Below are 26,009 nucleotides of genomic sequence, written 5' to 3' on the forward strand. Positions count from 1 at the left end.
GCGCCGCCGCCTGTCTTCTCGCCGGCTCCGGTGTCGATGTCCGGCGCCGGAGTGCGCCCCGAAGGTCGCGTTCCGTAATCGAAATCCGTAACTGTCGCGCGAGACGCGCCTGGTGTGTCGTACGGTTCAGATGACGCTCTTGGGGAAGGTGTGTCACAAGCCCAGTCGTGGGGCGCTGCCCGCGACCGGAGACCGGTACAGCGACCGATCGCGGGGACCCCGCGAGCGGTGTTTGCTGTGCGCTCCCCGAGGCGTCGGGCCCGACTGTTTCTCAGGTCGGCACGACCGAGGGAGAGCGCAAGTGAGACGATTCGGTTTCCACGGGGGGATTCCGCGACGGTCGTCGCCTACCGGCGCACCGGCATCGCCTACCACTGCCGGACGTCGGCGGTCTTCTCTTCGCAGCACCCGTTCGGGCCACGTCGTCCGCGCCTCCCGGTTGCTCGCGGGAATCGGCCTCTTGACGACGGTGCTCGTCGCAGTGGGGTCGACTGCGGCCGCGGTGCCACCACCACCGCCCAATCCGTCGGACACGGAACTGGACGCGGCCGGGGCGGCCGTGAACTCCGGGATCGACCGCATCGGTGAACTGATCGTGCGCATCTCCCACGCAGATCAGCAGCTCGCCGAACTCGACGCCCAGGTCGCGATCAAACGCGAGGACGTCAACCGCGCCCTCGTCGACTTGCATTCCGCCCAGGACGCCGTGGCAGCAGCCGCGCAGGCCGTGGCGTCCTCCCAGCTCGCCCTCCAGGACGCGGGCGCCCAGATCTCACACGCGCAGGCGGACTTCGACTCGTTCGCGCGGGAGAGCTATACCCGCGGATCGAACGCGACATCACTCGCCGCGTTCCTGACCACCGACGGCCCCGAGGACCTGCTCGACCGCGCGCAAGTGATGCGCATGCTCTCGACCGGGCGCGACGCGGTGCTCGACGCACTCGAACGCGCGCGCACCGAACAGGCGAACTCCCATTCCCGTGCGCGCGCCGCGAAACAGGAGGCCGACGCCGCAGAGGCGGCCGCCGAGCAGCGCAAGGTGGACGCGGAAGCTGCGATCGCCGTCGCCCGCGATGCCCTCGACCGGGAAGCCGCAGAAAAGAGCCGCATCGAGCAGGCACGAGCGGGAGCCCAGGCCGAACTGGATTTCGCGCGCTCCAACGTTGCCGGTCTCGAGGGTCAGCGCGCGGAGTACGTGGCATGGGATCGCCGCCGCGTGGCGGAGGAGGCGGCCCGTGCCGCTGCCGCCGAGGTGGCGCGTGAGGAAGCGGCAGCGGCGGCCCAGCGGGTCGCAGCCGACGACGCCGCGCTCGCACGGGCAGCCGAACTCGCCAACGGACGACGCCCCCACGCCGACTTGGGGGAGAGCGCACCTGCCCTCGACACGGCCGTGAACGCCGCCGTACCGGACGAGGACCTCGATCCCGACGTGACACCGAGCCCGGGTAGCGAGGTGAACCCGGCAGACGAAGTCACCGAGACACCTCGCACGCCCACACCGCAGACTCCGCGGTCGTCGCCGCGCACCCGGTCGACGCCGTCGCTCACCGGCGCCGCGGCGGTCGAGACCGTGATCGACCGTGGGCTGTCCCAGATCGGCGTGCCGTATGCGTGGGGTGGGGGAGACGAGAACGGACCGACCCGCGGAATACGGGACGGCGGTGTCGCCGACAGTTACGGAGATTTCGGCAAGGTGGGCTTCGACTGCTCCGGGCTGATGATCTATGCGTTCGCCGGTATCGGCATCTCCCTGCCGCACTACACCGGATATCAGTACACAGCGGGCACCCAGATCCCGTCGTCGGAGATGAGACGCGGCGACATGATCTTCTACGGCCCCAATGCGAGCCAGCACGTGGGCCTGTACCTCGGCGACGGCACGATGCTCGAGGCGCCGCAGTCGGGTTCGCACGTCATGATCTCGCCGGTACGCTGGGACGGCATGACACCGTATGTGGTGCGCATGGTGTCCTGACGGTGAAGTGATCGTGATCGCACTGTCCGGGCGTGGGACTCGCCCACGCCGCGGGCCTGGCGTTACGGCACACTGAATCGACACCTGCCATAGTGGTGCAGCAGGCGATTTCCAGTGGATCAACGTAGGCGAAAGCGGTGGATTCTTGGTGACCTCACGCGAGGGCGGGACGTCGGGTACGGCAGCGGGCGCACAGAAGGGCGGGGCCGGCTCGAACAACGCCGCCGGTCAGGGCCACGACGTGGAGCCGCAGGGCACGGCCGGACCGGGCAGCGGCAGGGCGGACGCCGGCGCTCCCACACGGGGCAGTGTCGCGGCGAACCCTCCCGTTGCCGGAAACGGCCCGTCCGCCGGTGCGACGAGTGCGTCCGCTCCCGCCGTGTCCACGTCGAAGGAGCCTGTGGCCGCACCGGAGAAGGCGTACGACCCGGCAGACGACGTCCGCCTTCTCGAGCGCGCCATCTACGAGGTCAAGCGAGTGATCGTCGGCCAGGACCTCCTCGTCGAACGCATGCTCGTCGGAGTGCTCGCCCGCGGGCACGTCCTGCTCGAAGGCGTGCCGGGTGTCGCGAAGACCCTCGCGGTCGAGACGTTCGCCAAAGTTGTCGGTGGATCCTTCTCCCGCGTCCAGTTCACTCCCGACCTGGTACCCACCGACCTCGTCGGAACCCGGATCTACCGGCAGGGCCGCGAAGAGTTCGACACCGAACTCGGCCCGGTGGTGGCGAACTTCGTGCTCGCCGACGAGATCAACCGCGCCCCGGCGAAGGTGCAGTCGGCGCTGCTCGAAGTGATGGCGGAACGGCACGTCACCATCGGTGGCAAGACGTTCCCGATGCCCGACCCGTTCCTGGTCATGGCGACGCAGAACCCCATCGAGAACGAAGGCGTCTACCCGCTGCCCGAGGCGCAGCGAGACCGGTTCCTGTTCAAGGTCCTCGTCGACTACCCCTCGGTCGAGGAAGAACGCGAGATCGTCTACCGGATGGGAGTCGCGGCTCCGGAACCGAAGCAGGTGCTCTCCCGGGAGGAACTGCTGCGACTGCAGAAGATCGCCAGTCGCGTGTTCGTGCACCATGCGCTCGTCGACTACGTGGTGCGGGTCATCTTCGCGACGCGCTCGCCGGCCGAACTGGGTCTGCACGACGTGCAGGGATGGATCGCCTACGGCGCCTCTCCGCGTGCCACCCTCGGCATCATCTCCGCAGCCCGCGCGCTCGCTCTCGTCCGCGGGCGCGACTACGTGATCCCGCAGGACATCATCGACGTGATCCCCGACGTGCTGCGTCACCGCTTGGTGTTGTCGTACGACGCGCTGGCCGACGACGTCTCACCGGACCGGATCATCGCCGAGATCCTCCAGACGGTCGGTCTGCCGCAGGTCGCGCCCCAGGCCACGGCACCCGTGCCGGCGGGTCCCCCCGCGGCGGTGCGTCCCGGTGCTCCTGTGGTGCCCGCGCCCGGACCGCACGGAGGTGCAGGGCAACGGTGAGCGAACCCGCCCGCGACGGGTCGCCACCCACGTTCCGTTCCGGCGAGCTGCGCGACCCCGCATTGACTGCTGCGCTGCGCACCCTGGAACTGACCGTCCGGCGCCGGCTCGACGGTGTCCTGCACGGTGATCACCTGGGCCTGATTCCCGGACCCGGGTCCGAACCGGGCGATGCCCGGGAGTACCAGCCGGGCGACGACGTACGCCAGATGGATTGGTCGGTCACCGCCCGCACCACCCATCCGCACGTGCGGCAGACCGTCGCGGATCGCGAACTCGAGACCTGGCTCGCGGTCGATCTGTCCGCGAGCCTCGATTTCGGCACGGCCGCGTGCGAGAAGCGCGATCTGGTCGTCGCAGCGGTCGCGGCGATCGCGCATCTGACGATCGGCGGCGGCAACCGGATCGGCGCCGTGGTGTCCACCGGCCGCGACACGGTGCGGATTCCCGCGCGCGGGGGACGGGCCCACGCCCAATCCATGCTGCGCACCATCGCGACCATCCCGCACCCACCGGACGGGACCCGCGGTGATCTGCGCGGTGTCGTCGAGGCGCTGCGGCGGCCCCAGCGCCGGCGCGGTCTTGCCGTCGTGATCAGCGACTTCCTGGGACCGCTCGACTGGCAGCGGTCGTTGCGTGCCCTCTCCGGCCGGCACGACCTGCTGGCAGTCGAGGTGCTGGACCGCCGCGACCTGGAACTGCCCGACCTGGGAGACGTCGTCCTGCACGATCCCGAAACCGGACGCACCCGTGAGTTCACGACGACACCGCAGCTTCGCGCCGACTACGCCCAGGCTGCCGCGGAGCATCGCGCTGCCGTGCAGCAGGCGATGCGCAGTTGCGGGGCCCCGATGCTGAGTTTGCGGACCGACCGGGACTGGATCAGCGACGTGGTTCGTTTCGTCGCGGCTCGCCGGCACAGTTACGCAGCCGGCGGCGTGGGGAGGGTGGGCCGGTGAGCATTTCCGGTTTCACCTCACCGTGGTGGTTGCTGTTCCTGGTCGTGGTTGCCGCCCTCGGCGTCGGCTACGTGCTGGTGCAGCGCCGCAGGCTCTCTCACACGCTGCGGTTCACCAACTTCGAACTTCTCGAGAAGGTCGCTCCCGACCGGCCCGGACGTGCCCGCCACATCCCGGTCGCGCTGCTGCTGGCCGGCCTGGTCTTCCTCACGGTCGCCCTCGCCGGACCTACGGCCGAGCAACGGGTGCCGCGTAATCGCGCGACGGTCGTCGCGGTGATCGACGTGTCGCTGTCGATGGAGGCGACCGATGTCGCACCGTCCCGGCTCGCCGCCGCGCAGGAAGCGGCGAAGCAGTTCGCGGACGATCTGACTCCCGGGATCAACCTCGGTCTCGTCGCGTTCTCCGGTACCGCGTCGGTGCTGGTGTCACCGACCACCAACCGGGAAGCGACGAAGACGGCAATCGACCACCTGCAACTGAGTGAGCGCACCGCCACCGGCGAAGCGATATTCACTGCGATGCAGTCCATCGACACCCTGGCCGCTGTGCTCGGCGGCAGCGATCAGGCGCCGCCCGCCAGGATCGTGCTGCTCTCGGACGGAAAGCAGACCGTGCCGGAGAGCCCCGACGACCCGCGGGGAGGTTTCACCGCGGCGAGGCAGGCAGCCGAGAAGGGAATCCCGGTCTCGACGATCTCGTTCGGCACCGCGACCGGAACGGTCACGATCGAGGACGAGCGCATCCCGGTCCCTGTCGACGATCCGTCTCTCAAGGAGATCGCGAACCTGTCCGGGGGCAGCTTCTTCACCGCGTCGAGTCTCGAGGAACTCGAGGACGCCTACAACACTCTCGAGGAGCAGATCGGCTTCGAAACGACGCGCGGCGATGCGAGCCGGCCGTGGCTGATGCTCGGTGCTCTCTGCGTCGCCGCAGGCCTCCTCTCCGCCATGGTGCTTCGCCAGCGCCTGCCCTGACCCTTCTTGTCGCCGCTCACGGAGCCCTGTCCGTGTGCGATCCACCACCAGATAGGTTTGTCGCCATGACTGACGCAAGTAGCCCCGCCGCGTCCACGCGCCCCGCGGGCACGCCCCGGTCCGTTCTCGTCACCGGAGGAAACCGCGGTATCGGCCTCGCGGTGGCTCGCCGCCTGCAGGCCGACGGACACAAGGTTGCCGTCACCCACCGCGGTTCCGGTGTCCCCGACGACCTGTTCGGTGTCGTGTGCGACGTCACCGACGCCGAGTCGGTCGACCGCGCATTCACCGAGGTCGAAGAGCATCAGGGCCCTGTCGAGGTGCTGGTCGCCAACGCCGGCGTCACCGACGACACCCTGCTGATGCGCATGACCGAGGACCAGTTCACCAGCGTCCTCGACGCCAACCTCACCGGATCCTTCCGGTGCGCGAAGCGCGCCAACCGGGCGATGCTGCGCGCACGGTGGGGACGGATGATCTTCCTCGGTTCGGTTGTCGGTATGGCAGGCCAGGCCGGGCAGATCAACTACGCAGCCTCGAAGGCCGGCGTGATCGGACTCGCCCGGTCGGTGACCCGCGAACTCGGCTCACGCTCGATCACCGCCAACGTCGTCGCACCCGGGTTCATCGAGACGGACATGACCGCGGAACTGTCCGACGATCTGCGCGACATGGCAAAGAAATTCATCCCGATGCAGCGTCTCGGCAAGCCCGACGATGTCGCGGGCGTGGTGAGCTTCCTCGCCTCAGACGACTCCGCCTACGTCTCGGGCGCTGTCATCCCCGTCGACGGAGGCATGGGCATGGGTCACTGACCCGCCGCCACACCCGGACCACATCCGAATCTCACTGGAGGATCGACACACTCATGGGCGGACTGCTCGAGGGCAAGACCATTCTCGTCACCGGCATCATCACCGATGCCTCCATCGCGTTCCACACCGCCAAAGCGGCACAGGAACAGGGCGCGAAGATCATCATCACCGGCTTCGACCGGTTGCGGCTGATCGACCGCATCGCGCAGCGTCTGCCGCAGCCGGTGCCGCCGGCGATCGAACTCGACGTGCAGAACACCGAGCACCTCGCCGGGCTCGCCGACAAACTGCGTGAACTCGCGCCCGAAGGGATCGACGGCGTCGTGCATTCGATCGGTTTCGCGCCGCGTTCGTGCCTGGGCAGCCCGTTCCTCGATGCCCCGTGGAGCGACGTCGCCGTCGCCCTGGAGGTCTCCGCGTATTCGTACGGTGCACTTGCCAAGGCGGTGCTGCCGGTCATGAACGAGGGCGGTTCTCTCGTCGGCATGGACTTCGATCCGTCACGCGCGGTGCCGTTCTACAACTGGATGGGCGTCTCCAAGGCGACCCTCGAATCGGTCAACCGGTATGTCGCCAAGGAGGTCGGCCCGCGCGGAATCCGCTCGAATCTCGTCGCCGCCGGCCCGATCAAGACCCTTGCGGCGAAGGCGATCGCCGGGGATGCCACCGGACCGGGAGCCGAGATGAACCGGCTCAACGAAGGCTGGTCCGCCGCGTCCCCGATCGGATGGGACGTCGAAGACCCGACTCCGGTCGCGAAGACCGTGTGCGCGGTACTGTCCGATTGGTTGCCCGGTACCACCGGGTCGATCGTGTACGTCGACGGTGGTTTCCACTCACAGGTCGGCCTCGGCGCCTGACAGGTCAGGAGAGCACTCCCATGGTGAGCACCCCCGAATCGTTCGACGCGCTGCTGGTGCTGTCGTTCGGCGGCCCCGAAGGCCCGGACGATGTCCGGCCGTTCCTCGAGAACGTCACCCGGGGCCGGGGGATCCCGCCGGAACGTCTCGACGACGTTGCGCAGCACTACCTGCACTTCGGGGGTGTCTCACCGATCAACGCGCTCAACCGGGCCCTCATCGATGCCGTGCGCGGCGAGTTCGAGGCGCACGGCATCGACCTGCCGGTGTACTTCGGAAACCGTAACTGGCATCCGATGGTCGAGGACACCGTCGCGGCCATGCGTGACGACGGAATTCGCAACGCGCTGGTCTTCGCGACCTCGGCGTGGGGCGGTTACTCGGGATGCCGGCAGTATCACGAGGACATCCGCCGGGCGCGGAGCGCGGTCGACGACGCCCCCGACCTGACGAAGATCCGGCAGTTCTACGATCACCCGCTGTTCCTCGACGCGGTCGCCGATGCCGTGCGCGCGTCCCGCGCCGAACTATCCGACGAGGCAGCGGACGCGCGCCTCGTTTTCACCGCTCACTCGATCCCGACGTCCGCCGATGCGACCGGTGGACCGCCGGACGCCGGCGGGCGTCTCTACAGCCGCCAGGTGGCCGAGGCCGCGCGCCTGGTCGCGGATTCGCTCGGTGTCGACGACTACGACCTGGTCTGGCAGTCGCGTTCGGGCCCGCCCCGGGTGCCGTGGCTCGAACCCGACATCGTCGACCATCTCGATGCTCTCCACGAGCGGGGAGTGACCTCGGTGATCGTGGTTCCGGTCGGATTCATCTCCGACCACCTCGAGGTGGTCTGGGATCTCGACACCGAAGCCCGGGACCGTGCGGCCGAACTCGGCATGGAGTTCGTGCGCGCGGCGACGGCCGGGACCGATCCCCGTTTCGCGCAGATGGTCCGTGAGCTCGTGCAGGAACGCCTCGGTACGGCATCGCCGCGCCGGCGCGGAACGGAACCGGAGTTCGGAGTGGGGTGCAACGGCACGCTGTGCGCAGTCCGGTGCTGCGAACCCCCGGCGCGGCCCTCTCGGCCGGCGCCCACAGCGGAGGACTGAGCACTCACGGCTCAGAGCGCCGGCTCACCACTGCGATTCGCCCCGGCCAGGGGAGAGACGAACCAGCTCGGGAGGGACCGCCGCAGCCCCACCGGGCCCTCCACCACCACGGCTCCGGTCCGCAGCGCCTCGGGCCAGTCGTTTTCTCCGCGCCAGATTTCGGTCAGATCCCGCAGCCCAGCCGTGACCGTGACGGAGACCTCGAAGCCCGGATCGGTGTCGCAGACGTCGACCTCTCCGGGAACGATGACCAGCCACCACCGCCGCGACCCGCGTGGGGCGCCGGTGAAGACGAACTCCACGACCACCCGAGTCTCCTCGATCGCGGAGTGGTCGACGTTGCGGTGCATATCCCACATCAGCAGCTTGGGGTCGAGGTCTTCGTCGCCGAGCCGGCCCGTCCACCGCGATCCCCACGTGCCGAGCGCGGACACCACCGGTTCCAGATCACGTCCGGCGGGTGTGAGCACGTAACGGACCTCCGAACCGTCGACGGTCCGTTGCACGATCCCCGCGACCGTCAACTGGTGCAGGCGGGTGGACAGCAACGACGGCGACATCCGGGGGAGTCCGCGGCGGAGGTCGTTGAATCGCTCGCTGCCGAGCACCAATTCGCGCACCAGCAGAAGTGTCCACCGCTCGTCGAAGAGTTCCATCGCTTTCGCGACGGGACAGAATTGGTGGTAGGGCGAGCCCATGCTTCGAATGGTAGGCCTGCCGGGCGGTACAGATTCCGAACTGGAAGCAATCCGCGGGTGTTCATACCGTTGACGTGCGCCTCCGAGATCTGTCGACGACGGATCGGACGCTCCGTTGAAGGAGATGTGTGATGACGCAATCCCGCTCGGCACTCGATGCAGACCGCGACCTCAAGGCGAAACACCGGGCCATGTGGGCGCTCGGCGATTATCCGGCCGTCGCGTCCGGAGTGATCCCGTCGCTCGGACAGATCCTCGTGTCCGCGTGCCGGGTCGGCCCGGGCGACCGGGTGCTCGACGTCGCGGCCGGTTCGGGCAACGCCGCGATTCCCGCCGCACTGGCCGGGGCCACCGTCGTGGCGACGGACCTGACTCCCGAACTGTTCGACATCGGCCGGCGCGATGCCGAGGACGCCGGCGCCACCGTGACCTGGGAAGAGGCGGACGCGGAGGCGATGCCGTTCGGCGACGCGAGTGCCGACGTGACGCTCTCGTGCGTCGGGGTGATGTTCGCGCCGCACCACCAGGTAGCGGCGGACGAACTCGTGCGCGTCACCCGTCCGGGAGGCCGGATCGGGCTCTTGAGCTGGACGCCCGCGGGTTTCATCGGCCGGATGTTCGCCACGATGAAGCCGTACGCGCCCGCACCACCCCCGGGGGCACAACCACCCCCGCTCTGGGGCGACGAAGACCATGTGCGGACCCTGCTGGGGGACCGGGTGACCGATCTGACGGCGAGCACCGGTTCGTTACGTGTCGACCGTTTCCCCACGGGCGAAGCGTTCCGCGACTTCTTCAAGACCAACTACGGGCCGACGATTGCGGTCTACCGCGCACTCGCGGGCGATCCCGAGCGAGTCGCCGCGCTCGACGGCGAACTTGCCGAACTGGCGCGCCGGCACGATCTGGGTGGGGGAGCGATGGACTGGGATTACCTGCTGGTCACTGCCAGTCGCGCGGGGTGAGAACTCAGCCGTGCTGGGGCGCGCGCAGAGCGGCGTCGACTGCGCCGACTCGCGCGTGCCGCACCGCGGTCCACAAGGGACGCAGCGCGGATTCGCGGGCGTCCAGCGTGGTCGCCGAACCGGCACGCAGACCACCGCCGCGCCCCGCGACGGTGAGAATTGCCGCGACCTGATCGGCGGAATCGAGGATCCGCACGGCACGCTGCGGGATCGAGTCCGGATACCGGTGACGGGCGTACTCGGCGATCTCGGCCGCGATCTCGGCACGCGGGTCGGTGCTGCGCCCGTCGTCGCCGACCGTGCGGATACCGGTGAGCGTGGCGGCGGCGTCGCGCACCGCTTCGCGCATGGTGAATTCGGCTTCGCCGAGGCCTGGTAGGTCGGTGAGTTCGGGTACCGCCGGGACGGCGAACACGGTCCAGCGGAGTACATCGGGTCCCTCGACGGTCGGGACCAGGCCGAGTCCGGGCGTTCCCGGCGCGCCGACGAGTACACCCTCCCCGGCAGCCGTTGCTGCTGCGGAGAAGGCGATGCCGACGGGCAGGCCGCGCACATCGCCCGGAGACGGCAACAGCAGTCGGATGCCCGAACCTCCCGCGGGGTCGGCCCGCCGGATCACGGTGAGCAGTACCGCGGCGCCGTCCTGCGGGTCCTGGCCGGTCAGCCCGGCGCGGTGTTTCGCGTCCGCCTCGGCGGCAGCGACGAGATGCATCGGCGCCCATTCGTGCAGGGCATCGATGACCTCGTCGGGCGCTGCGCGACCGGAGAGCCATGCTCCGGCCCACAGCGTCAGGCTCTGACTCGGGGAACTCACGGAACGAGCATAGGACGCACTGTTCTCCGGCGTGGCGACGACCGCCCGCCGGTGCCGTTGTCCTAACGTTGACCGGCGTGAGTCCACGCGACAGCTACGGCGACATCTATGCCGGACACAACCGCAAGCGGAAGAAGACCGTCCCGGAACTCGAGGCCGAGAAGGATCTCGTGGTCGAAGACGCCGCGTCGGGGTGGTGCGGCGCGATCGTCGGCATCGAACGCACCTACGACGGCGACTTCGTGCGCTTGGAGGACGGGCAACGCCGCACCCGTCTGTTCGCGATGCGGCCTGCCGCGTTTCTGATCGACGGTGCACCTGTCACTCTGGTGCGGCCCAAGCCGCGACCGGCGGCGCAGACCCCGGCGAGATCGGCCTCGGGGTCGACCAGAGTGGAGGGCTTGCGGGCACGCGTGGCCCGCGGAAGCCGCATCTGGGTCGAAGGTGTGCACGACGCGGCCCTCGTCGAACAGGTCTGGGGACACGACCTCCGTGTGGAGGGCGTCGTCGTCGAACAACTCGAAGGGCTCGACAACCTGGCCGAGCGGCTCGCCGAGTTCCGTCCCGGTCCGGGACGGAGGGTCGGTGTCCTGGCGGACCATCTCGTCACCGGATCGAAGGAAGAGCGGCTGACCGCGAACCTCGGCCCGCACGTCATGGTCACCGGCCATCCCTACATCGACGTGTGGGAAGCGGTGCGCCCCAAGGCCGTCGGGATCGAGTCCTGGCCGACGATTCCGCGCGGCCTGGACTGGAAAACCGGCGTGTGCCGTGAACTCGGCTGGGGTACGCCGCAGGAAGGCTGGCGGCGGGTCTACGGCGCGGTGTCGTCGTTCCGGGACCTCGAAGCCCCGCTGATCGGCGCGGTCGAGCGACTCGTGGATTTTGTCACCGAACCCGTCGACGGCGAGTGAGCGCCCCGCACCGAAGGTCGACGGCACATTCGGGCGCGCTCAATACCTGTACCGCCGCACGGTGTCCGGATGGATGACGATACGGACCTGGTCTTCGGCGAGGATCCCGGCGAGATCGGCGGCACGAACCGGATCGTCGAGATCCCAATAGCGCGCGGCCAGGCGGGAACACAACTCGTGTGCTCCGTCCGCCTCGATCGTGGTGTGGCCCGCGATCGACACCCACCGTTCACGTTCCCCGACCGGTGCGGCGACCACGATCGAGGCGCGGGGGTCGCGCCCCAGGCGGCGGATCTTCAGCGAGTCGGGGGCGGTGAACAAGTCGACGGTGCCCGCGTCGGTGGCCTCGAACCAGACCGGTCGGGGCTGGGGCGGGAGCGGTCCTGCGGCCACGCTCACGAATCCGTGCAGGGGGCGTCTGAGGAACTCCAGGTCCTCGGCGGTCAGTGAACTCGTGGGGGTGCTCATCATGCCCCTTTCGGATTCGGGGAAGGGTGGGGCCGGCGGCGCCCGCCCGGTCGCGTTCCCTCCGCACGGACGGTTCGCCGACGTGCTGAGCATTGTGCTCGTCGCGGCGGGTGTGTGCGCGGCAACCGCTCGGCAAGCCTGTGAACTGGCTCTCTGCCGCAATGTCCGATTTATGGTTCGATGGTTGCTGTGGCGGCATTGATATGGCTTATCGCCGGCGTGGCACTGGCTGCGGCGGAAGCGCTCACCGGTGACTTCGTCCTGCTGATGCTCGGCGGTGCGGCGCTGGCTACCGCCGGTGTCTCGGCTGCAACGGATCTGCCGGTGTGGCTCGACGCCGTGGTGTTCGCACTGTTCTCGCTGGTATTGCTGCTCGGAGTCCGGCCCATCCTGCGCCGCCGCTATTCCGCGCCGCCCGCGCTCACGACGGGCGTCGACGCGCTACCCGGCAAGCACGCGCTCGTCGTCGAGCAAGTGGGTGAGCACGCGGGCCGGGTGAAAATCGACGGCGACGTGTGGACTGCCCGGCCGTTGGACGCCACCGAAGTGTACGAACCCGGAACAACCGTGACCGTGATGCAGATCGACGGCGCGACCGCCGTCGTATGGAGGGGTGTCTGACCTATGGAAGCGCTGATCGTACTCGCCGTACTGGTGGTACTCGTCGTGATCGTGGTGGTGAAGTCCGTCGCCCTGATCCCGCAGGCAGAAGCCGCGGTCATCGAGCGGCTGGGACGCTATTTCCGAACCGCGTCGGGACAGTTGACGTTCCTGGTGCCGTTCGTGGACCGTATCCGCGCGAAAGTCGATCTGCGCGAACGGGTGGTGTCGTTCCCGCCGCAACCGGTCATCACCAAGGACAACCTGACGCTGAGCATCGACACGGTCGTCTACTTCCAGGTCACCAACCCGCAAGCCGCGGTGTACGAGATCAGCAACTACATCGCCGCCGTCGAACAGCTCACGGTGACGACCCTGCGCAACGTCGTCGGCGGTATGACCCTCGAAGAGACTCTCACCTCCCGTGACTCGATCAACGGTCAGTTGCGCGGCGTGCTCGACGAAGCGACCGGCCGCTGGGGTCTGCGGGTCGCGCGCGTCGAACTCAAGAGCATCGATCCGCCGCCGTCGATCCAGGAGTCGATGGAAAAGCAGATGAAGGCGGACCGCGAGAAGCGCGCGACGATCCTCACGGCCGAAGGCCACCGCGAGGCCGCGATCAAGACCGCAGAGGGCGACAAGCAGGCACGCATCCTGTCGGCCGAGGGATCGAAGCAGGCCGCGATCCTCGAGGCGGAAGCGGAACGGCAGTCCCGCATCCTGCGGGCGCAGGGTGATCGGGCCGCCCAGTACCTCGAGGCGCAGGGCGAGGCGAAGGCGATCGAGAAGGTGTTCGCAGCCATCAAGGCCGGTAAGCCGACCCCCGAGATGCTCGCGTACCAGTACTTGCAGACGCTGCCGCAGATGGCGCAGGGTGACGCGAACAAGGTGTGGCTCGTGCCCAGCGACTTCGGCGACGCCCTCAAGGGTTTCGCAGGCGCGCTCGGTGCTCGCGGTGAGGACGGTGTCTTCCGCTTCGAGCCGAGCCCGGTCGACGAAGACCTCCAGCGTCCCGAGGACGACTCGGCAGAGGTCAGCGACTGGTTCGACATGAAGACCGACCCGGTCGTGGCGAAAGCGGTCGCCGAAGCCGAGGCAGTGGCACGCAAGCCGGTGGACCCCGCGGTCCCGGTCGTCTCCGGAGAGAAGCCGGCCGGTGTCACGCGCGGTAGCCAGTCGTCCGCGTTGCCGGCCGCAGACCCCGCGCCCGAAGAGCGCGTTCCGTCTCTGGAGACAGAGGTCGGCGAGGAACTCCCGAGGCAGTAATCCTGCCCGGCCGCCGGGGCGTGCGCATGCACGTCACCGGCGGCGAGGAGATGTGAGCGGAAGTGCCATCGCCACGATGACGAGACCGGCGCCCACGCCCGCGAGGAGCGACACGGATTCACCGAACACCGCCACACCGAGCAGCAGAGCGACCACGACTTCCAGGTAGGACAGTCCGGCGAGTTCGGCCGCACGCAGATACGAGCCGGCGACGACGAGCAGGCCCAAGGCGAACAACCCGCAGACGACGAAGAACCCGATAGCCCATACCCAGTTGCCCGGGGTCATTCCGGAAAGATCGGGTCGGGTGACCACCACGACGAGCCCGGTCGCTGCCGCCCCGAATGCGAAGGTCCAGAAACTGCGTACGTCTGCGGGCATATCCGAGCGATAGCGGTAGCAGAGCAGCGCGGCGCCGTAGAACACTCCCGACACGACACCGAGCACGGTACCCAGCACTTGCTCGTCCGAACTCGGGGCGGGCGCGCCGCCGATCAGACCCGCGGCCAGGAGCATCCCGGTGAACGCGGCGACAAGGGACACCGCATCTCGGCGAGTGATCGTCTCTCCGAGGAACATCCTCGCGAACACGGTCGCGAGAACCGGGCCGAGATAGTGCAGGACCACCGCGCGCGACAGGTCGGTGAGCACGGTCGCGGAGAGATAGGTGGCAAGGGACAGGGCGAGGAACACGCCGCCGAGCACCACCGACCACGACAGCCGGGCTCGTCGCAGTTTCCCGAGACGTCGCGACAGTGCCAGCATCACCAGCATCCCCAGCCCGCCGACGAGCATCCGGCCGAAGGTGAGGGCTTCGCCGAGTACGGCGCCGGGAGGGGTGGCCATGCGGCCGAACAACCCGGCGGTGCCCATCGCCGTTGCGGAGACCACGATCGCTGCGATACCCAGCCGCCTTCGGCGGGTATGTGCCGACTGATCGGCCGGGCGGTTATCGATGAGAAGCGGAACGACAGGCACGCGTGAGGGTGCGTCGACAGACGGAGCCACGGAACTTCCTCCGGACAGGGTGCATCGCGCACCGGCGGGTGGTCGGTTCCCCGCTCTGTCATGTGACCTGAGAGCTTTCGCGGATCCGTGGACCCACTTACACCTTCGGTGAACCCCGCGGGGTTGCTTTCCAGAGGAGCCTCGCCGGCGGCGGTCTGGGGGCCTGAGAGATTCCCGGGGAGGTTGCTCCTTCGGCGCCCGCACGTGTGCGGAACTCTCCCGCTGCAGTTCGATGGCATATTCGGTTGTCCGAGCGAGTATGCCAGCCCGATGCGGAGGCCCTGGATCCGGGTGAGCGCGGATCAGGTGATGAGCGCGGTACCGACGCCACACGCGGCACACGCCCACAGCACACTGGTGGCCGTGCCGATGATGAACTGCTCCGAGGCGTTCGGCTCGCGTAGCTCCGGGTACCGCGCGAGACCCTTGACGGCCATGATGATCGCGATGCCTTCGGGCCACCCGGCAAGGATCGACACCGCGACGGCGCCGCGCTCGAGCACGCCGATGACCCGTCCGCCCCGCAGCGGCCCGGGCGGGGGAGCGGGATCGGGTCCGGCATCCGGTTGGCGTCGGGCGACACGGAAGGCGACGAGTACGGCCGGTCCGCCGCCGGTGACGGCGGCCAGGGTGGTGAGCGCGAGTGTCACTGCCAGCGCGAGGCCGTGCACGGGCGCGGTGGCGGTGGCCGCCAGGGCTGCACCGCCGAGCGCCGTGGTCGTCACTGCCGCGCCGAGCCACGCCGGGAGCGTAGGACGGAGAGAGAGCGCGGGCGCGAGGGCGGCAACGGCGAGGCACACCAGCGAGACGACAGTCAACGATCGGCCCTTTCCAGCAGTCGGTGAGCGAGCGCGCATCCTGCGATCTCGGCTTGCCACCCGGCCGCGGCCAGGCGTTGGGACACGGCTTGCTTGCTGATGCCGAGTTCGTCGGCGATCCGGGCCTGCGTCGATCCGGTGCGAGCGAGTGCCACGGCTTCGTGTCCCTGGGGGGAGCGCCGGAGGACGAGGGTCGCGAGCAAGGTCAAGGCGGCGTCGGCATCTGCTGCGGCCTCGGCGTCGTCGCCCTCCACGGCGACCTGCCCGATGGAACTCTTGGCGCGTTCGACGGCACGTCGGGCGAGTTCGAATGCCGGTCCGCGACCGGCGCGGGTCTGTTTCGGCAGGGGAGTCTCGACGGGGCCGATCCCGATTCCGATGCTCCAGCGCTCTCGCCGGAGCAGTTCCAGCACGAGGTCGACCACCACACCGGGATCGTCGGCGACGGCCTGAACTTCGTCGCCGGCTGTGCGGTCGAACGGACGGACCAATCGTGGGTCACGCAGGTCGGCGAGGAGTCCCGAGACGCGGTCGATGTCGCGGCGACTGCCTCGTTGATCGACCGTCAAGACGAACATCGGTCAAGTGTGAAACCTTGTTTGATCAAAGTCAAGGATTGAGGCTTGTTCAGAGTTCGCCTTCGGGCACCCGGTTGTATTCCTCGTCGGTGACAGGTTCGAGCCAGTGGACCGTATCGTGCTCGTCGTCCGTTTCGTTGATGGCGAGGTGAATCATCAGGCGGGTGGGCGCGGCGCCGTGCCAGTGCTCCTCGTCGGCTTCGAACCACACGCGATCCCCGGGCCGGATCACCTCGACCGGGCCACCCCGGCGCTGGCACAACCCGACCCCGTCCGTGACGAAGACGGTCTGGCCGAGGGGATGCAGATGCCAGTGCGTGCGGGCGCCGGGCATGAAGTGGACGAGAGCGGCCGACACTCGCGACGGCGGCGGCGCTGCCGCCACCGGGTCTATGTAGACATCACCGCTGAACCAGTCCTCCGGGCCTATCCCGGTATCGAGCGAGCTGCGCACGATCTGCATGACGTCCTCCTTCGGCCGAGCCCTCCCACGTATGTCCCGGACGGCGAGGGCGGCCGTCATCGCCCGATGTCGTGCTGTCCATCAGATCAGGCGGCATCGTCGGGGATGCACTTTCCGAACGGCAATTGCCCGTACTGTGACCTGGAGAGCAGTGCAGCCGTGATCGGTAGCGGGAACGCCGCGGGCTGCGTGAGCAGCACCCGAACGGAGTGCACGTTCGCGTCGTTGATCGCCGAAGTTGACCTTTCGGACGCGGGCGGAACCCCGAACCCGAAACGGGTGAACCGGAATCCGTGTCGGCAGACGAAGGAGATCTCATGCGTGGAGTCATTCTCGACGGGCCCGGCGAGGTGCGGATCGCGGACCGTCCGGATCCGGAGATACTCGAGCCGACCGACGCCGTCATCCGATTGGCCGCCACCTGCATTTGTGGTTCCGATCTGTGGCCCTACCGCGGCGCAGACCCTGTCGACCACATGCCGATGGGTCACGAGTACGTCGGAACGGTCACCCGGATAGGCGATGCGGTTGCCGACGTCGCGGTCGGGGACTTCGTGGTCGGTTCGTTCTTCGCATCCGACAACACCTGTGAGATCTGCCGCGCCGGTTATCAGTCCCGGTGCGTGCACGCCGTACCGATGGGTGCCATAGGCACCCAGGCCGAGTACGCGCGCGTCCCGTTGGCCGACGGCACACTCGTCCGGACGCCCGGCCCACCCGACCCGGATCTCATCCCCTCGCTCCTGGCAGCGTCGGATGTACTCGGAACCGGGTGGTTCGCCGCGGTTGCTGCGGAGGCAGGCCCCGGTAAGACCGTCGCAGTCGTCGGTGACGGTGCAGTGGGGCTACTGGGGGTCATGGCAGCGAAACAGCTCGGCGCCGAACGGATCATCGCCATGAGCCGCCACGCCGATCGTCAAGAGCTGGCGCGCGAGTTCGGAGCCACCGACATCGTCGAGGAGCGCGGGGACGAGGGCGTCGGGAGAATCAAGGACCTCACTTCCGGACTGGGAGCGCACTCGGTGATCGAGGCCGTCGGCACCCAGGAGTCGATGATGCAGGCGATCCGCTCGACACGGCCGGGTGGGCACGTCGGGTATGTCGGTGTGTCCCATGACGTATCGCTGCCCGGCGGAGAACTGTTCTTCGCCGAGGTGCATCTGCACGGCGGGCCCGCCCCGGTACGGCGCTTCCTGCCGGAGTTGATCGACCTGATCTGGAACCGCGCCATCGACCCAGGAGCCGTATTCGATCTGACTCTGCCTCTCGACGAGGCAGCCGAGGGCTACCGCGCAATGGATGAACGTCGAGCGATCAAGGTGATGCTCACTCCCTGAGTTCCGTCGATGGTGCGGTGCTGTCCAGGGCGACGAACTCCGCAGCCGGGAAAGGAAGCCTCCGATGACGATGGAAACCCCTGATCCTGAAGTCGACGTGGGCCGCCGGAAGTGGATCGGACTCGGCGTCCTGGCCCTGGGACTGTCGTTGATCGTCGTCGACGGCACGATTGTCAACGTCTCCCTCCCGGTCATCATCGACGACCTGAACCTGGATCTGACCGACGCGCAGTGGATCAACAGCATCTATTCGGTCGTGTTCGCGGCATTGTTGCTCACGACGGGAAGGCTCGGCGACCGAGCCGGTCGCCGAATGCTGTTCATCATCGGGGTGCTCGTGTTCATCTGCGGAAGCCTGGCCGCAGCGGCGTCGGACAGTTCCACCACGTTGATCTCTGCCCGCGTCGTTCAGGGCATCGGAGGTGCCCTCGTTCTTCCCTGCACACTTTCGACGGTCAACGCCACCTTCCGCGGCAGGGACCGAGCAGTCGCGTTCGGCGTGTGGGGTGCGGTGATCTCGGGGATGGCAGCCGTCGGTCCGTTGCTGGGAGGTTGGCTGACGACCTCGTTCACCTGGCCGTGGATCTTCCTCGTGAATGTGCCGATCGGCATCCTCGTCATCATCGGAGCGGTGCTGTTCGTGCCCGAGACCCGGTCGAAGACCACGGTTCCCGGACTCGATGTCCTGGGGCCGATTCTGAGTGCGATCGGGTTCGGCGCGCTGGTGTTCGCCCTCATCGAGGGGCAGAAGATCGGCTGGTGGAAACCGATCGCCGATCTGAGGGTCTTCGGGGTGACGTGGCCGGAGACCGCGCCGATCTCGGCGACCCCGGTTGTCGCTGTGGTGGGAGTTGTCACCCTCGGGGCGTTCGTGATGTGGGAGCGACACCGTGCCGGCCTCCGGCGGTCCGCAATCCTCGACCTGACCCTGTTCCGGATCCGCACCTTCAGCTGGGGAAACACCACCGCGATGACGGTGGCGATCGGAGAATTCGGGCTCCTGCTGGTGCTACCGCTGTTCCTCGTGAACGCCTACGGACTCAGTACCCTCGGCGCCGGCTATGTGCTGGCAGTAATGGCGCTGGGCGCGTTCGCTTCCGGGGCTTCGGCGCGCTTCGTCACCGGGAAACTCGGAGCTCCCCGTACCGTCATGCTGGGTCTGACGCTGGAAGTGATCGGGGTGCTCGCCTTCGCGCTGTACCTCCGCCCGTCGGCGAGCTCCGTCCTGCTCGCGCTGCTGCTCGCGATCTACGGCATGGGCTTGGGCCTCGCGTCCGCCCAGCTCACCGGAACCGTGCTGGTCGATATCCCGACAGCGGAGTCGGGGGAGGGGTCTGCCATTCAGAGCACCTCCCGGCAGCTCGGCGCAGCCCTGGGCACGGCCATCCTCGGGACCGTGCTCTCGCTCGGCTTGGCGCACAGCCTCACCGACCGCCTCGAATCGAGTCCTCTACCGGCGCAGGTGCAGTCCGGCTTGGTCGACAGCACCCGGGACTCGGCAGGCAGCACCATTCCGATCATCCGCGATCAGGGCGACGACGGCCGTCTCGGTCCGGCCGGTCCCGAGACCGCCGAGGCCCTGTCGGAAGGTTTCGCGGACGCCACCAGGTGGTCGTTGTTCTTCGCGGCGGGATTCCTCGTCATCGGACTGGCGAGCGCCACCCAGTTACAACCGCGCAGGCAGGCTGGAGTGCCGGTACCGGACGCCGGATAGCAGTCGGCGCTTGCTCGTCACCGGATCAGATCGAGCCGTGGGGTTCGACGTCTGCAGCGCGCTGTAGTGCTGCCCGCAGTTGACGGCGGTCGTCGAACTTCTTCGTCGTGTGGCCGAAGGTCTGGTGAAGTTGGCTGCCGCGGCCGGCGACGACGAGGACGTCCCCGCCGGTGGCGTACGAGACCGCGAGGTCGAAGGCTCGGCGGCGATCCGGTTCGACGACGGCCTCGGCTCTCCCGGCTTCGCGAGCCCCCTCGGCAACCTCGGCCCTGAGGCGCTGCGGATTCTCCGAGAAGGGACTCTCGTCGGTGACGACGACGTCTGCGTACGCGGCGGCAGTGTGCCCGAGCGGGAACCGTTTGCTCGGATCCCGGTCGCCGGTCGCGCCGATCACGAGGATGAACAGCCCGCCGGCCGTCAGCGAGCGCAGAAACGGCAACAACTCTTTCCGGCCCGACGTGTTGTGCATGTAGTCCACGAGGGCGAGGAAATCCTGGCCGGCGTCGAGGCGGCCCGGGGACGCCGTGCAGAGTCTCGAGGCCCGCCGCCGCACCCAGTACGTCGGCACCGGTGGCGGCGAGCGACGTGAGAGCGGTCAACGCGTTACCCACCTGGTGCGGTCCGAGAAGGGAAAGGCGGACTCGGGCATACCCGTCGGGTGTGTGCAGAGAAAAGTCGGTTCCGTCGGCACCGCAACGTATTTCGTCGGCGTACAGATCCGCATGCGTGTCGTTCGTCGAGTGGGTCCACACCGGTATCCTCGCGGTCGCCGCCAATCGCCTCGCGTATTCGTCGTCGCGATTGACGACGGCGGCCTTTGCGCGGTCCGGGGTGAACAGGGCGGCTTTGGCGGCGAAGTAGCGGTCCATCGTTCCGTGGAAGTCCAGATGATCGGGTCCGAGGTTGGTGAACGCAACGGTGCGGAACCACACGCCGTCCACGAGGCCTTGGGGATGGCGTGAGACGACACTTCCATCGGCACCGCGCCCACGTCCTGCTCCCGGAACTCGGCGAGGATGCGCTGGAGCACCGCCGCTTCGGGGGTCGTCCGCGTGGCTGGACGGGCGCCGCCGGGACCGCGCACGGTGACTCCACTGATCATGCCGGTGACGACCCCGAGCGTCCCGAGAGCGGCGTCGAGGAGGTACGTCGCCGCGAAAACTGTTTCCGGGCCCGGCGGCATAGAGGCAGCGGAGGGCTACCGAGCGATGGACGAACGCCGCGCGATCAGGGTGCTGCTGACCGTCTGACCTCCACCGAGGCCGGTCCCGTCGTCCGCGGTAAGGGGACCGCTCGGAATGCACACCGTCGTCTCCCACAGCGTGATCGGCACTGGGACGTTTCCTTCGAGACCGACCCGGGAACCCCTGATCCGCGATGGAAGGTCCCGCTCATGAAGGCAACGGTCGAAGGTAAGGGGCCGGCGCGGGATCGACACAGTGGTCGACGTCCGAGCGGTCGGACGACGCGAGGCGGACACATCACCTCGGTGGCAGGCGGCTGGCGGCATGTGTAGGCAACCTCCCGCACGGTCGGCGTACGGTGTGCCTTTTCCAGCCGAAGAAAGGACCTACTCATGAATGCGTCGGCGGAACCCCAGGACCTCGGTCGCCAGATGGCGAAGCTGGCACGCGAGTTCTACCGTCCCAGCAGTCTCGCGGATACGTTGCGCGGTGTCACCACCGCTGCGGTCGAACTGGTGCCGGACGCCGACTGCGCCGACGTCCTCGTGGTGACCGGCAGGAGGAAGGTCGAATCGTACGCCGCTACCTCGACTTTGCCGGAAGAACTCGATGCCGTGCAGGAGAAGCTCGGCGAGGGGCCATGCCTCGATGCTGCGTACAAGAATCTCATCGTAAGGACGGATGATCTTCGGACCGAGACACGGTGGCCGCGTTTCTCCCGCGAAGCGGTCCAGGCAGGAGTGCTCAGCACTTTGTCGTTCCAGCTCTACGTCGAGAAGGACTCGATGGGTGCGCTGAATCTGTTCTCGTTCAAGCCGAATGCTTTCGACACGGACGCGGAGGCGATCACCGAGGTGCTGGCCGCACAGGCAGCAATGGCGTTGAGTGCCGCACGTGACCACCAGAACTTCTCGTCGGCACTGGCGAGCCGCGACATCATCGGTCAGGCCAAAGGCATGATCATGGAGCGGTTCGGCGTCGATTCCGTACGCGCTTTCGAACTGCTGCGCAAGCTGTCCCAGGACAGCAATATCGCGCTCGCCGAGGTCGCGTCCAGAATTGTCGAGGCGGGTCCCGCCCAACTCGGCGGCGACCCCTCCGCCTGACCGAGCTCCCGGAACCACGAGGGGCTGCGCTCGCATCGGACAAGACAGGTCCGCTCCGGGTTCCGGAGCACGCGCAGCGCTACAGGTCTCTGGGCACGAATCAGGGGTAGCGTGGAGGTCACGGGCACTTGGCCCGGGCACTTTTTCGCCTCGTCAGCGACATCGTGGTCGATGCGGAAGAGGGCGCTCTCATGGCAGAGCCGATCGACAACAACTTGGTGGATTCGCTGGCAGCACTGGCGCGATCTCTGTCCGGGCAGCGCGACCTCGAGGGTGTACTGCGCACGGTCACCGGCTCTGCGGTCGACTTGATTCCCGGCGTCGAGAGCGCGGACATCCTGCTCATCAGCGGGGAGAACACGTTCGAATCCCATGCCCCGACGTCGCTGTTGCCCGTCGAACTCGACCGTGCGCAGGAGCGGCTCAGGGAAGGACCGTGCGTCGATGCCGCAATGGGTGCCTTCACCACCCTCAGCGACGATCTCGTGTCGGAGACCCGATGGCCTCGATTCACCCCCGAAGCGCTCGAGGCGGGGGTGCGCAGCATTCTGTCGTTCCAGCTGTACACCTCGGCCAGCACCGCGGGGGCCTTGAATCTGTTCGCCACATCACCGAACGTCTTCGGCGGCGAATCGATTGCGGTCGGGGAGGCATTCGCGGCGCACGCGGCCATCGCAATCGCAGCCGGACGGGACGAACTGAAGCTGCATTCCGCAGTGTTGAACCGGGACATCATCGGCCAGGCCAAAGGCATGATGATGGAACGATTCGGCATTCCCGCCGACCGTGCGTTCGGCATGCTCATCAAACTTTCGCAGGACACCGGGATTCCGCTCGTCATGCTCTCCCGATGGATCGCCGAAGAGCGCACCGACACTTCGGAACGCGAATTCGGGAGCTAGGGAGCATTACCTGCTCCCTGCGCTACACCGTGGGAGACTATCGAGTATGGACGGGTGGGAACGGGGCGAAGGCGCTCCGGCCGGTTTTCCTACCTCGGCGGAGATCAGCCGACGGATCGGAGTGCTGGCGCGTGAGTTCTTCGTTCCCGAGGATCTCGACAGCACGTTGTATCGGATCGCTGCGTCGGCGGCAGAACTGATCGGTGCGGCCGACGGTATCGGCATTCTCCTCTCGGTCGATCGGGAACAATTTCGATCCACCGCTGCCACCTCGCCTTTGGCCGCGCAGCTCGAGGCAATGCAAATCCAACTGGGCGAGGGTCCGTGCCTCGACGCTGCCAGGTCCGACCCCATCGTCCGGTGCGCGGACTTGCGTACCGAGACACGTTGGCCGGCGTACGCGTCGGCCGCGGTCGACGCGGGAGTCCTCAGCTGCCTCTCGGTGCGCTTGTACACCCACCGCGACGAAGTCGGGACGTTGAATCTCCATTCCCGCGTCGCGGATGCGTTCGATGCCGAGGACGAGGCCCTCGTCGACGCCCTGGCCGCACAAGCCGCCACGGCGATCACGGCTGCCCGTGTTCAGGAACAACTCACCTCCGCTCTCGCCAGCAGAGATGTCATCGGCCAGGCCAAGGGCATCATCATGGAGCGCTACGGTGTCGACGCGCTGCGTGCCTTCGACATGCTGCGGCGGCTGTCGCAGGACACCAACACTCCTCTCACCGAGCTTGCGACCCGACTTGTCGACTCGGGGTCCGCCACGGCGTGACCACGTCGCGGCGGCGGCGTTCCCACCGCGGATCGTGGCCGGCACCACCTCACTCTCGGGTTTACCCGGACACCCTCCCCGGGTATCTGTACTGATACCCGGGGAGGGTGTCCGACGTTCTGACACAGCGCCGGACACAGACGGCCGGCACGAGAAGGTGAGGGTGACAATGACGTCTCCACAGAGACATGTGGTGCTGGTGGGCACGCCGTGCGATGCTGCGGCCCGCGCTCACTGGGACGCGGTGCAGAGTTGGGCGGACGAACACGGGTGGCTCACGATGCGAGACATTCCCGCGACCGGAGATGTGTGGGGTGCGGTGGCCACCGAGGAGGTCCTCGACGGTATGTGTACTCCGACGGAGGCGAAGGTCATCTACGACGTCCGGACGGCAGGAATCCCCTGCGTCAGCGTGCATCGCGCGCCTGCGATGCTCGCGTCCCTGTTCTTGTCCGCGGCCGTCCAGCCGGCCTGACCCGACCGCTGCGCTCGACCGCGGCGGAGGGCAGGTGATTCCGTCTTTCCGGGACCGATGTCAGTCCTCGACGACCACCCGCAGCTTTTCGAGAGTCGCATCGGTTGCGTCGGGGAGAGTCATCCCCGCGCCCGGCCCGCTGCGCAGGTAGTCGACAACTGCGCGATCGAGCCGCTCGCCGGGGACCACCGCTGGGATGCCCGGGGGATACGGGGTGATCTGCTCAGCGGCGATGCGGCCGGCCGCCTTGTCCGCCGCGACCATTTCCGCACGGCCGAAGAATGCATCTCGCGGCGACATCACCGACTCGAGCTGGATCTCGTCGGGTCCCGGCAGATACATTTTCGGCGGGGGATCGAAGGATTCGGCTGCCTGCACCAGCAACTCGAGGGAACGGACCAGACGGTCCGTCGTGTCCTGTTCGTCGGCAATCGAGATCGTTGCGAGGATCCGGCGGTGATCGGTCAATCCCATGTCTATCCGGCAATGTTCGCGGAGCCAGTCGGCGCATTGATAGCCCGAGGCGCCGAGCGCGTCGACGTCGACGAGAATCTGGAGCCGGTCCAGGTCGTGTGAGGCCTGGTCACCGAGCAGGCGGCCTTCGAGGACATCGAGTCCGTCGAGTGCGGCGATCCGGTCCCGCGTGCGACGGGCGAGGTCGAGTGCGCTCCCGAGTAGTTCGGTGCCGTGCTCGACCATCTGCCGTCGCCAGCCGTCCATCGCGGCGTAGATCATCACATTGGGGCTCGTGGTCATGAGCAGATCCGCGCAGGCGGACAGGTGTGCGCCGTCGACCAGGTCTCCCTGCACGTGGTACACCGAACCCTGCTCGAAGCCCGAACCTGTCTTGTGGACGCTCACCACGCACACGTCCGCCCCGGCATCCATGGCCCACGTCGGCAAGTCGTCGTGGAAGGGCAGATGTGCCCCCCCACGCCTCGTCGACGATCAGCGGTTTGCCTCGTTCGTGGCATACCGCGGCGATGCCCTCGATGTCCGCGCATGTGCCGTACGGGCTGGGGCTGACGATCAGGGCTCCGGCGGCATCCGGGTATTCCTCCCATGTCTGCCGCACCTGTTCGGGTGAAGGCGGATGGGAGAAGTGCATATCCTCGTCCCACTGCGGGGTGATCCACCGGGGAACGACGCCGCTGAAGATCAATCCCGCAACGACCGATTTGTGGGAATCGCGCCCGAGCAACAAGCCGCCGGGATCGTTTCCCGCCACGGCCATCATCGCGGCCTTGACCGAGAGCGAACTGCCGCAGGTCGAGAAGAAGGCCTGTTCGGCGCCGACTGCTTCGGCCATGAGTTGCTCGGCCCGGGACAGGTACCCGTTGCTGGAGGTTCGGTCGTCGAGACCGCCGGAAGCGAGTACGTCGGCCCGGAACGGATCGATGCCGAGCACCTCTACGACGCGTGAATCAACCCCCCGGCCCTCGCGGTGCGCCGGCGGGGAGAATCCGTAGCGACCAAGTTCGTGGTATTGCGCCAACCCCGTCAGCAGCGGTGTCTCCGACTGGTCCATGACGTCGAGATACCCGGTTATCCCTCCGGCAATCGGCTGACGCTGTCCGGATCCGGAGGGCCCGCAGAACATATGCCGAGCGAGTGGTCGGCGCGGTGGTCGGAGACTGCAGTGCCTGGTAACTTCTTGGTATGACGGCGAGTTACACACAATTCGTCGATGGATCGGTTTCCGGCACCGCTCGCACCTACGGGTGCACGTGGACGGCGACTCGGTCCTGT

Annotated in this window: 25 protein-coding genes, 2 pseudogenes and 1 riboswitch; of the genes and pseudogenes, 17 read left to right on the forward strand and 10 right to left on the reverse strand. The window is 67.8% G+C overall.

Features of this window, described 5'->3' with window-relative positions; all coding sequences use genetic code 11:
- Positions 1-460: 460 nt before the first annotated feature.
- The 7 genes from ACLQ3J_RS02935 to ACLQ3J_RS02965 all read left to right on the forward strand — a co-directional run bounded on the left by ACLQ3J_RS02935 (position 461) and on the right by ACLQ3J_RS02965 (position 8,178).
- Positions 461-1,975 carry an NlpC/P60 family protein gene (locus ACLQ3J_RS02935; protein ID WP_425902083.1) on the forward strand — a complete coding sequence of 505 codons (1,515 nt, stop codon included), beginning with the start codon at positions 461-463 and terminating at the stop codon, positions 1,973-1,975.
- A gap of 379 nt (positions 1,976-2,354) precedes the next feature.
- On the forward strand, positions 2,355-3,467 hold the full coding sequence (locus ACLQ3J_RS02940) for a MoxR family ATPase (protein ID WP_346765179.1): 1,113 nt from the start codon (positions 2,355-2,357) through the stop codon (positions 3,465-3,467).
- Entirely contained in the window at positions 3,464-4,426 is a 963-nt protein-coding gene (locus ACLQ3J_RS02945) for a DUF58 domain-containing protein (RefSeq protein WP_169621902.1), read from the forward strand. Before ACLQ3J_RS02940 ends, ACLQ3J_RS02945 begins: the two co-directional genes overlap by 4 nt.
- Positions 4,423-5,403, forward strand: a complete 981-nt coding sequence (locus tag ACLQ3J_RS02950) for a VWA domain-containing protein (protein ID WP_169652135.1) — start codon at positions 4,423-4,425, stop codon at positions 5,401-5,403. Before ACLQ3J_RS02945 ends, ACLQ3J_RS02950 begins: the two co-directional genes overlap by 4 nt.
- 65 nt (positions 5,404-5,468) lie before the next feature.
- Positions 5,469-6,218 (forward strand): 3-oxoacyl-ACP reductase FabG1, encoded by a 750-nt coding sequence (gene fabG1 / locus ACLQ3J_RS02955; RefSeq protein WP_169621904.1) that lies wholly within the window; start codon positions 5,469-5,471, stop codon positions 6,216-6,218.
- A gap of 53 nt (positions 6,219-6,271) precedes the next feature.
- Positions 6,272-7,078, forward strand: coding sequence for an NADH-dependent enoyl-ACP reductase InhA (inhA, locus tag ACLQ3J_RS02960; RefSeq protein WP_169621905.1), 807 nt, complete (start codon positions 6,272-6,274; stop codon positions 7,076-7,078).
- Between the two features lie 20 nt (positions 7,079-7,098).
- Complete coding sequence (locus ACLQ3J_RS02965) at positions 7,099-8,178, forward strand: ferrochelatase (protein ID WP_296549519.1); 1,080 nt, start codon at positions 7,099-7,101, stop codon at positions 8,176-8,178.
- 11 nt (positions 8,179-8,189) lie between these two features.
- Here ACLQ3J_RS02965 and ACLQ3J_RS02970 read toward each other — a convergent pair whose 3' ends face one another.
- A complete protein-coding gene (locus ACLQ3J_RS02970) occupies positions 8,190-8,876 on the reverse strand; it encodes a winged helix-turn-helix transcriptional regulator (protein WP_169621907.1) in 687 nt (228 codons plus the stop codon).
- Between the two features lie 131 nt (positions 8,877-9,007).
- On the opposite strand from ACLQ3J_RS02970, the gene ACLQ3J_RS02975 reads away from it, so the two are divergent.
- Complete coding sequence (locus ACLQ3J_RS02975) at positions 9,008-9,841, forward strand: class I SAM-dependent methyltransferase (RefSeq protein ID WP_425902085.1); 834 nt, start codon at positions 9,008-9,010, stop codon at positions 9,839-9,841.
- 4 nt (positions 9,842-9,845) lie between these two features.
- On the opposite strand, the gene ACLQ3J_RS02980 is transcribed toward ACLQ3J_RS02975, so the two are convergent.
- A complete protein-coding gene (locus ACLQ3J_RS02980; protein WP_169621909.1) occupies positions 9,846-10,655 on the reverse strand; it encodes a hypothetical protein in 810 nt (269 codons plus the stop codon).
- A gap of 77 nt (positions 10,656-10,732) precedes the next feature.
- On the opposite strand from ACLQ3J_RS02980, the gene ACLQ3J_RS02985 reads away from it, so the two are divergent.
- Complete coding sequence (locus tag ACLQ3J_RS02985) at positions 10,733-11,569, forward strand: DUF3097 domain-containing protein (RefSeq protein ID WP_425902087.1); 837 nt, start codon at positions 10,733-10,735, stop codon at positions 11,567-11,569.
- A 39-nt stretch (positions 11,570-11,608) separates the two neighbouring features.
- Here ACLQ3J_RS02985 and ACLQ3J_RS02990 read toward each other — a convergent pair whose 3' ends face one another.
- Entirely contained in the window at positions 11,609-12,037 is a 429-nt protein-coding gene (locus ACLQ3J_RS02990) for a pyridoxamine 5'-phosphate oxidase family protein (protein WP_425902089.1), read from the reverse strand.
- 180 nt (positions 12,038-12,217) lie between these two features.
- On the opposite strand from ACLQ3J_RS02990, the gene ACLQ3J_RS02995 reads away from it, so the two are divergent.
- Together ACLQ3J_RS02995 and ACLQ3J_RS03000 are read left to right on the forward strand one after the other, a co-directional pair.
- Complete coding sequence (locus tag ACLQ3J_RS02995; RefSeq protein WP_169621912.1) at positions 12,218-12,658, forward strand: NfeD family protein; 441 nt, start codon at positions 12,218-12,220, stop codon at positions 12,656-12,658.
- A 3-nt stretch (positions 12,659-12,661) separates the two neighbouring features.
- Positions 12,662-13,903, forward strand: coding sequence for an SPFH domain-containing protein (locus ACLQ3J_RS03000; protein ID WP_169652130.1), 1,242 nt, complete (start codon positions 12,662-12,664; stop codon positions 13,901-13,903).
- Positions 13,904-13,936: 33 nt separating this feature from the next.
- On the opposite strand, the gene ACLQ3J_RS03005 is transcribed toward ACLQ3J_RS03000, so the two are convergent.
- The 4 genes from ACLQ3J_RS03005 to ACLQ3J_RS03020 all read right to left on the reverse strand — a co-directional run bounded on the left by ACLQ3J_RS03005 (position 13,937) and on the right by ACLQ3J_RS03020 (position 16,770).
- Positions 13,937-14,911, reverse strand: coding sequence for a DMT family transporter (locus ACLQ3J_RS03005; protein ID WP_378527706.1), 975 nt, complete (start codon positions 14,909-14,911; stop codon positions 13,937-13,939).
- A gap of 141 nt (positions 14,912-15,052) precedes the next feature.
- A riboswitch (glycine riboswitch) is annotated at positions 15,053-15,143 on the reverse strand.
- 70 nt (positions 15,144-15,213) lie between these two features.
- Positions 15,214-15,729 (reverse strand): hypothetical protein, encoded by a 516-nt coding sequence (locus ACLQ3J_RS03010; RefSeq protein WP_169621914.1) that lies wholly within the window; start codon positions 15,727-15,729, stop codon positions 15,214-15,216.
- Entirely contained in the window at positions 15,726-16,307 is a 582-nt protein-coding gene (locus ACLQ3J_RS03015; protein WP_169621915.1) for a hypothetical protein, read from the reverse strand. Before ACLQ3J_RS03015 ends, ACLQ3J_RS03010 begins: the two co-directional genes overlap by 4 nt.
- A gap of 49 nt (positions 16,308-16,356) precedes the next feature.
- A complete protein-coding gene (locus ACLQ3J_RS03020) occupies positions 16,357-16,770 on the reverse strand; it encodes a (R)-mandelonitrile lyase (RefSeq protein WP_169652129.1) in 414 nt (137 codons plus the stop codon).
- Positions 16,771-17,087: 317 nt separating this feature from the next.
- Between ACLQ3J_RS03020 and ACLQ3J_RS03025 the strand changes: the two genes are divergently transcribed.
- Positions 17,088-18,107, forward strand: a complete 1,020-nt coding sequence (locus ACLQ3J_RS03025) for a zinc-dependent alcohol dehydrogenase family protein (protein ID WP_169621916.1) — start codon at positions 17,088-17,090, stop codon at positions 18,105-18,107.
- A gap of 64 nt (positions 18,108-18,171) precedes the next feature.
- Complete coding sequence (locus ACLQ3J_RS03030) at positions 18,172-19,821, forward strand: DHA2 family efflux MFS transporter permease subunit (protein WP_169621917.1); 1,650 nt, start codon at positions 18,172-18,174, stop codon at positions 19,819-19,821.
- Between the two features lie 25 nt (positions 19,822-19,846).
- On the opposite strand, the gene ACLQ3J_RS03035 is transcribed toward ACLQ3J_RS03030, so the two are convergent.
- The gene (locus ACLQ3J_RS03035) at positions 19,847-20,389 is read right to left on the reverse strand and encodes a glutamate ligase domain-containing protein (RefSeq protein ID WP_425902092.1); all 543 of its coding nucleotides are present in this window, start codon (positions 20,387-20,389) and stop codon (positions 19,847-19,849) included.
- Between the two features lie 76 nt (positions 20,390-20,465).
- A pseudogene (locus ACLQ3J_RS03040) lies at positions 20,466-21,140 on the reverse strand (Mur ligase family protein); the annotation flags it as partial.
- A 257-nt stretch (positions 21,141-21,397) separates the two neighbouring features.
- On the opposite strand from ACLQ3J_RS03040, the gene ACLQ3J_RS03045 reads away from it, so the two are divergent.
- From ACLQ3J_RS03045 to ACLQ3J_RS03060, 4 genes are all read left to right on the forward strand, one after another.
- On the forward strand, positions 21,398-22,111 hold the full coding sequence (locus tag ACLQ3J_RS03045) for a GAF and ANTAR domain-containing protein (RefSeq protein ID WP_169652128.1): 714 nt from the start codon (positions 21,398-21,400) through the stop codon (positions 22,109-22,111).
- A gap of 128 nt (positions 22,112-22,239) precedes the next feature.
- Positions 22,240-23,013 carry a GAF and ANTAR domain-containing protein gene (locus ACLQ3J_RS03050; protein WP_425902093.1) on the forward strand — a complete coding sequence of 258 codons (774 nt, stop codon included), beginning with the start codon at positions 22,240-22,242 and terminating at the stop codon, positions 23,011-23,013.
- A 46-nt stretch (positions 23,014-23,059) separates the two neighbouring features.
- Positions 23,060-23,785 (forward strand): ANTAR domain-containing protein, encoded by a 726-nt coding sequence (locus ACLQ3J_RS03055; RefSeq protein ID WP_425902095.1) that lies wholly within the window; start codon positions 23,060-23,062, stop codon positions 23,783-23,785.
- A gap of 169 nt (positions 23,786-23,954) precedes the next feature.
- Positions 23,955-24,260 carry a hypothetical protein gene (locus ACLQ3J_RS03060; RefSeq protein ID WP_425902096.1) on the forward strand — a complete coding sequence of 102 codons (306 nt, stop codon included), beginning with the start codon at positions 23,955-23,957 and terminating at the stop codon, positions 24,258-24,260.
- Between the two features lie 60 nt (positions 24,261-24,320).
- On the opposite strand, the pseudogene ACLQ3J_RS03065 reads toward ACLQ3J_RS03060, so the two are convergent.
- Positions 24,321-25,788, reverse strand: a pseudogene (locus tag ACLQ3J_RS03065) (aminotransferase class I/II-fold pyridoxal phosphate-dependent enzyme).
- Positions 25,789-26,009: the final 221 nt, after the last annotated feature.

The sequence above is a fragment of the Rhodococcus sp. DT1 genome (assembly GCF_049844875.1).
Taxonomy (GTDB): Bacteria; Actinomycetota; Actinomycetes; order Mycobacteriales; family Mycobacteriaceae; genus Rhodococcus.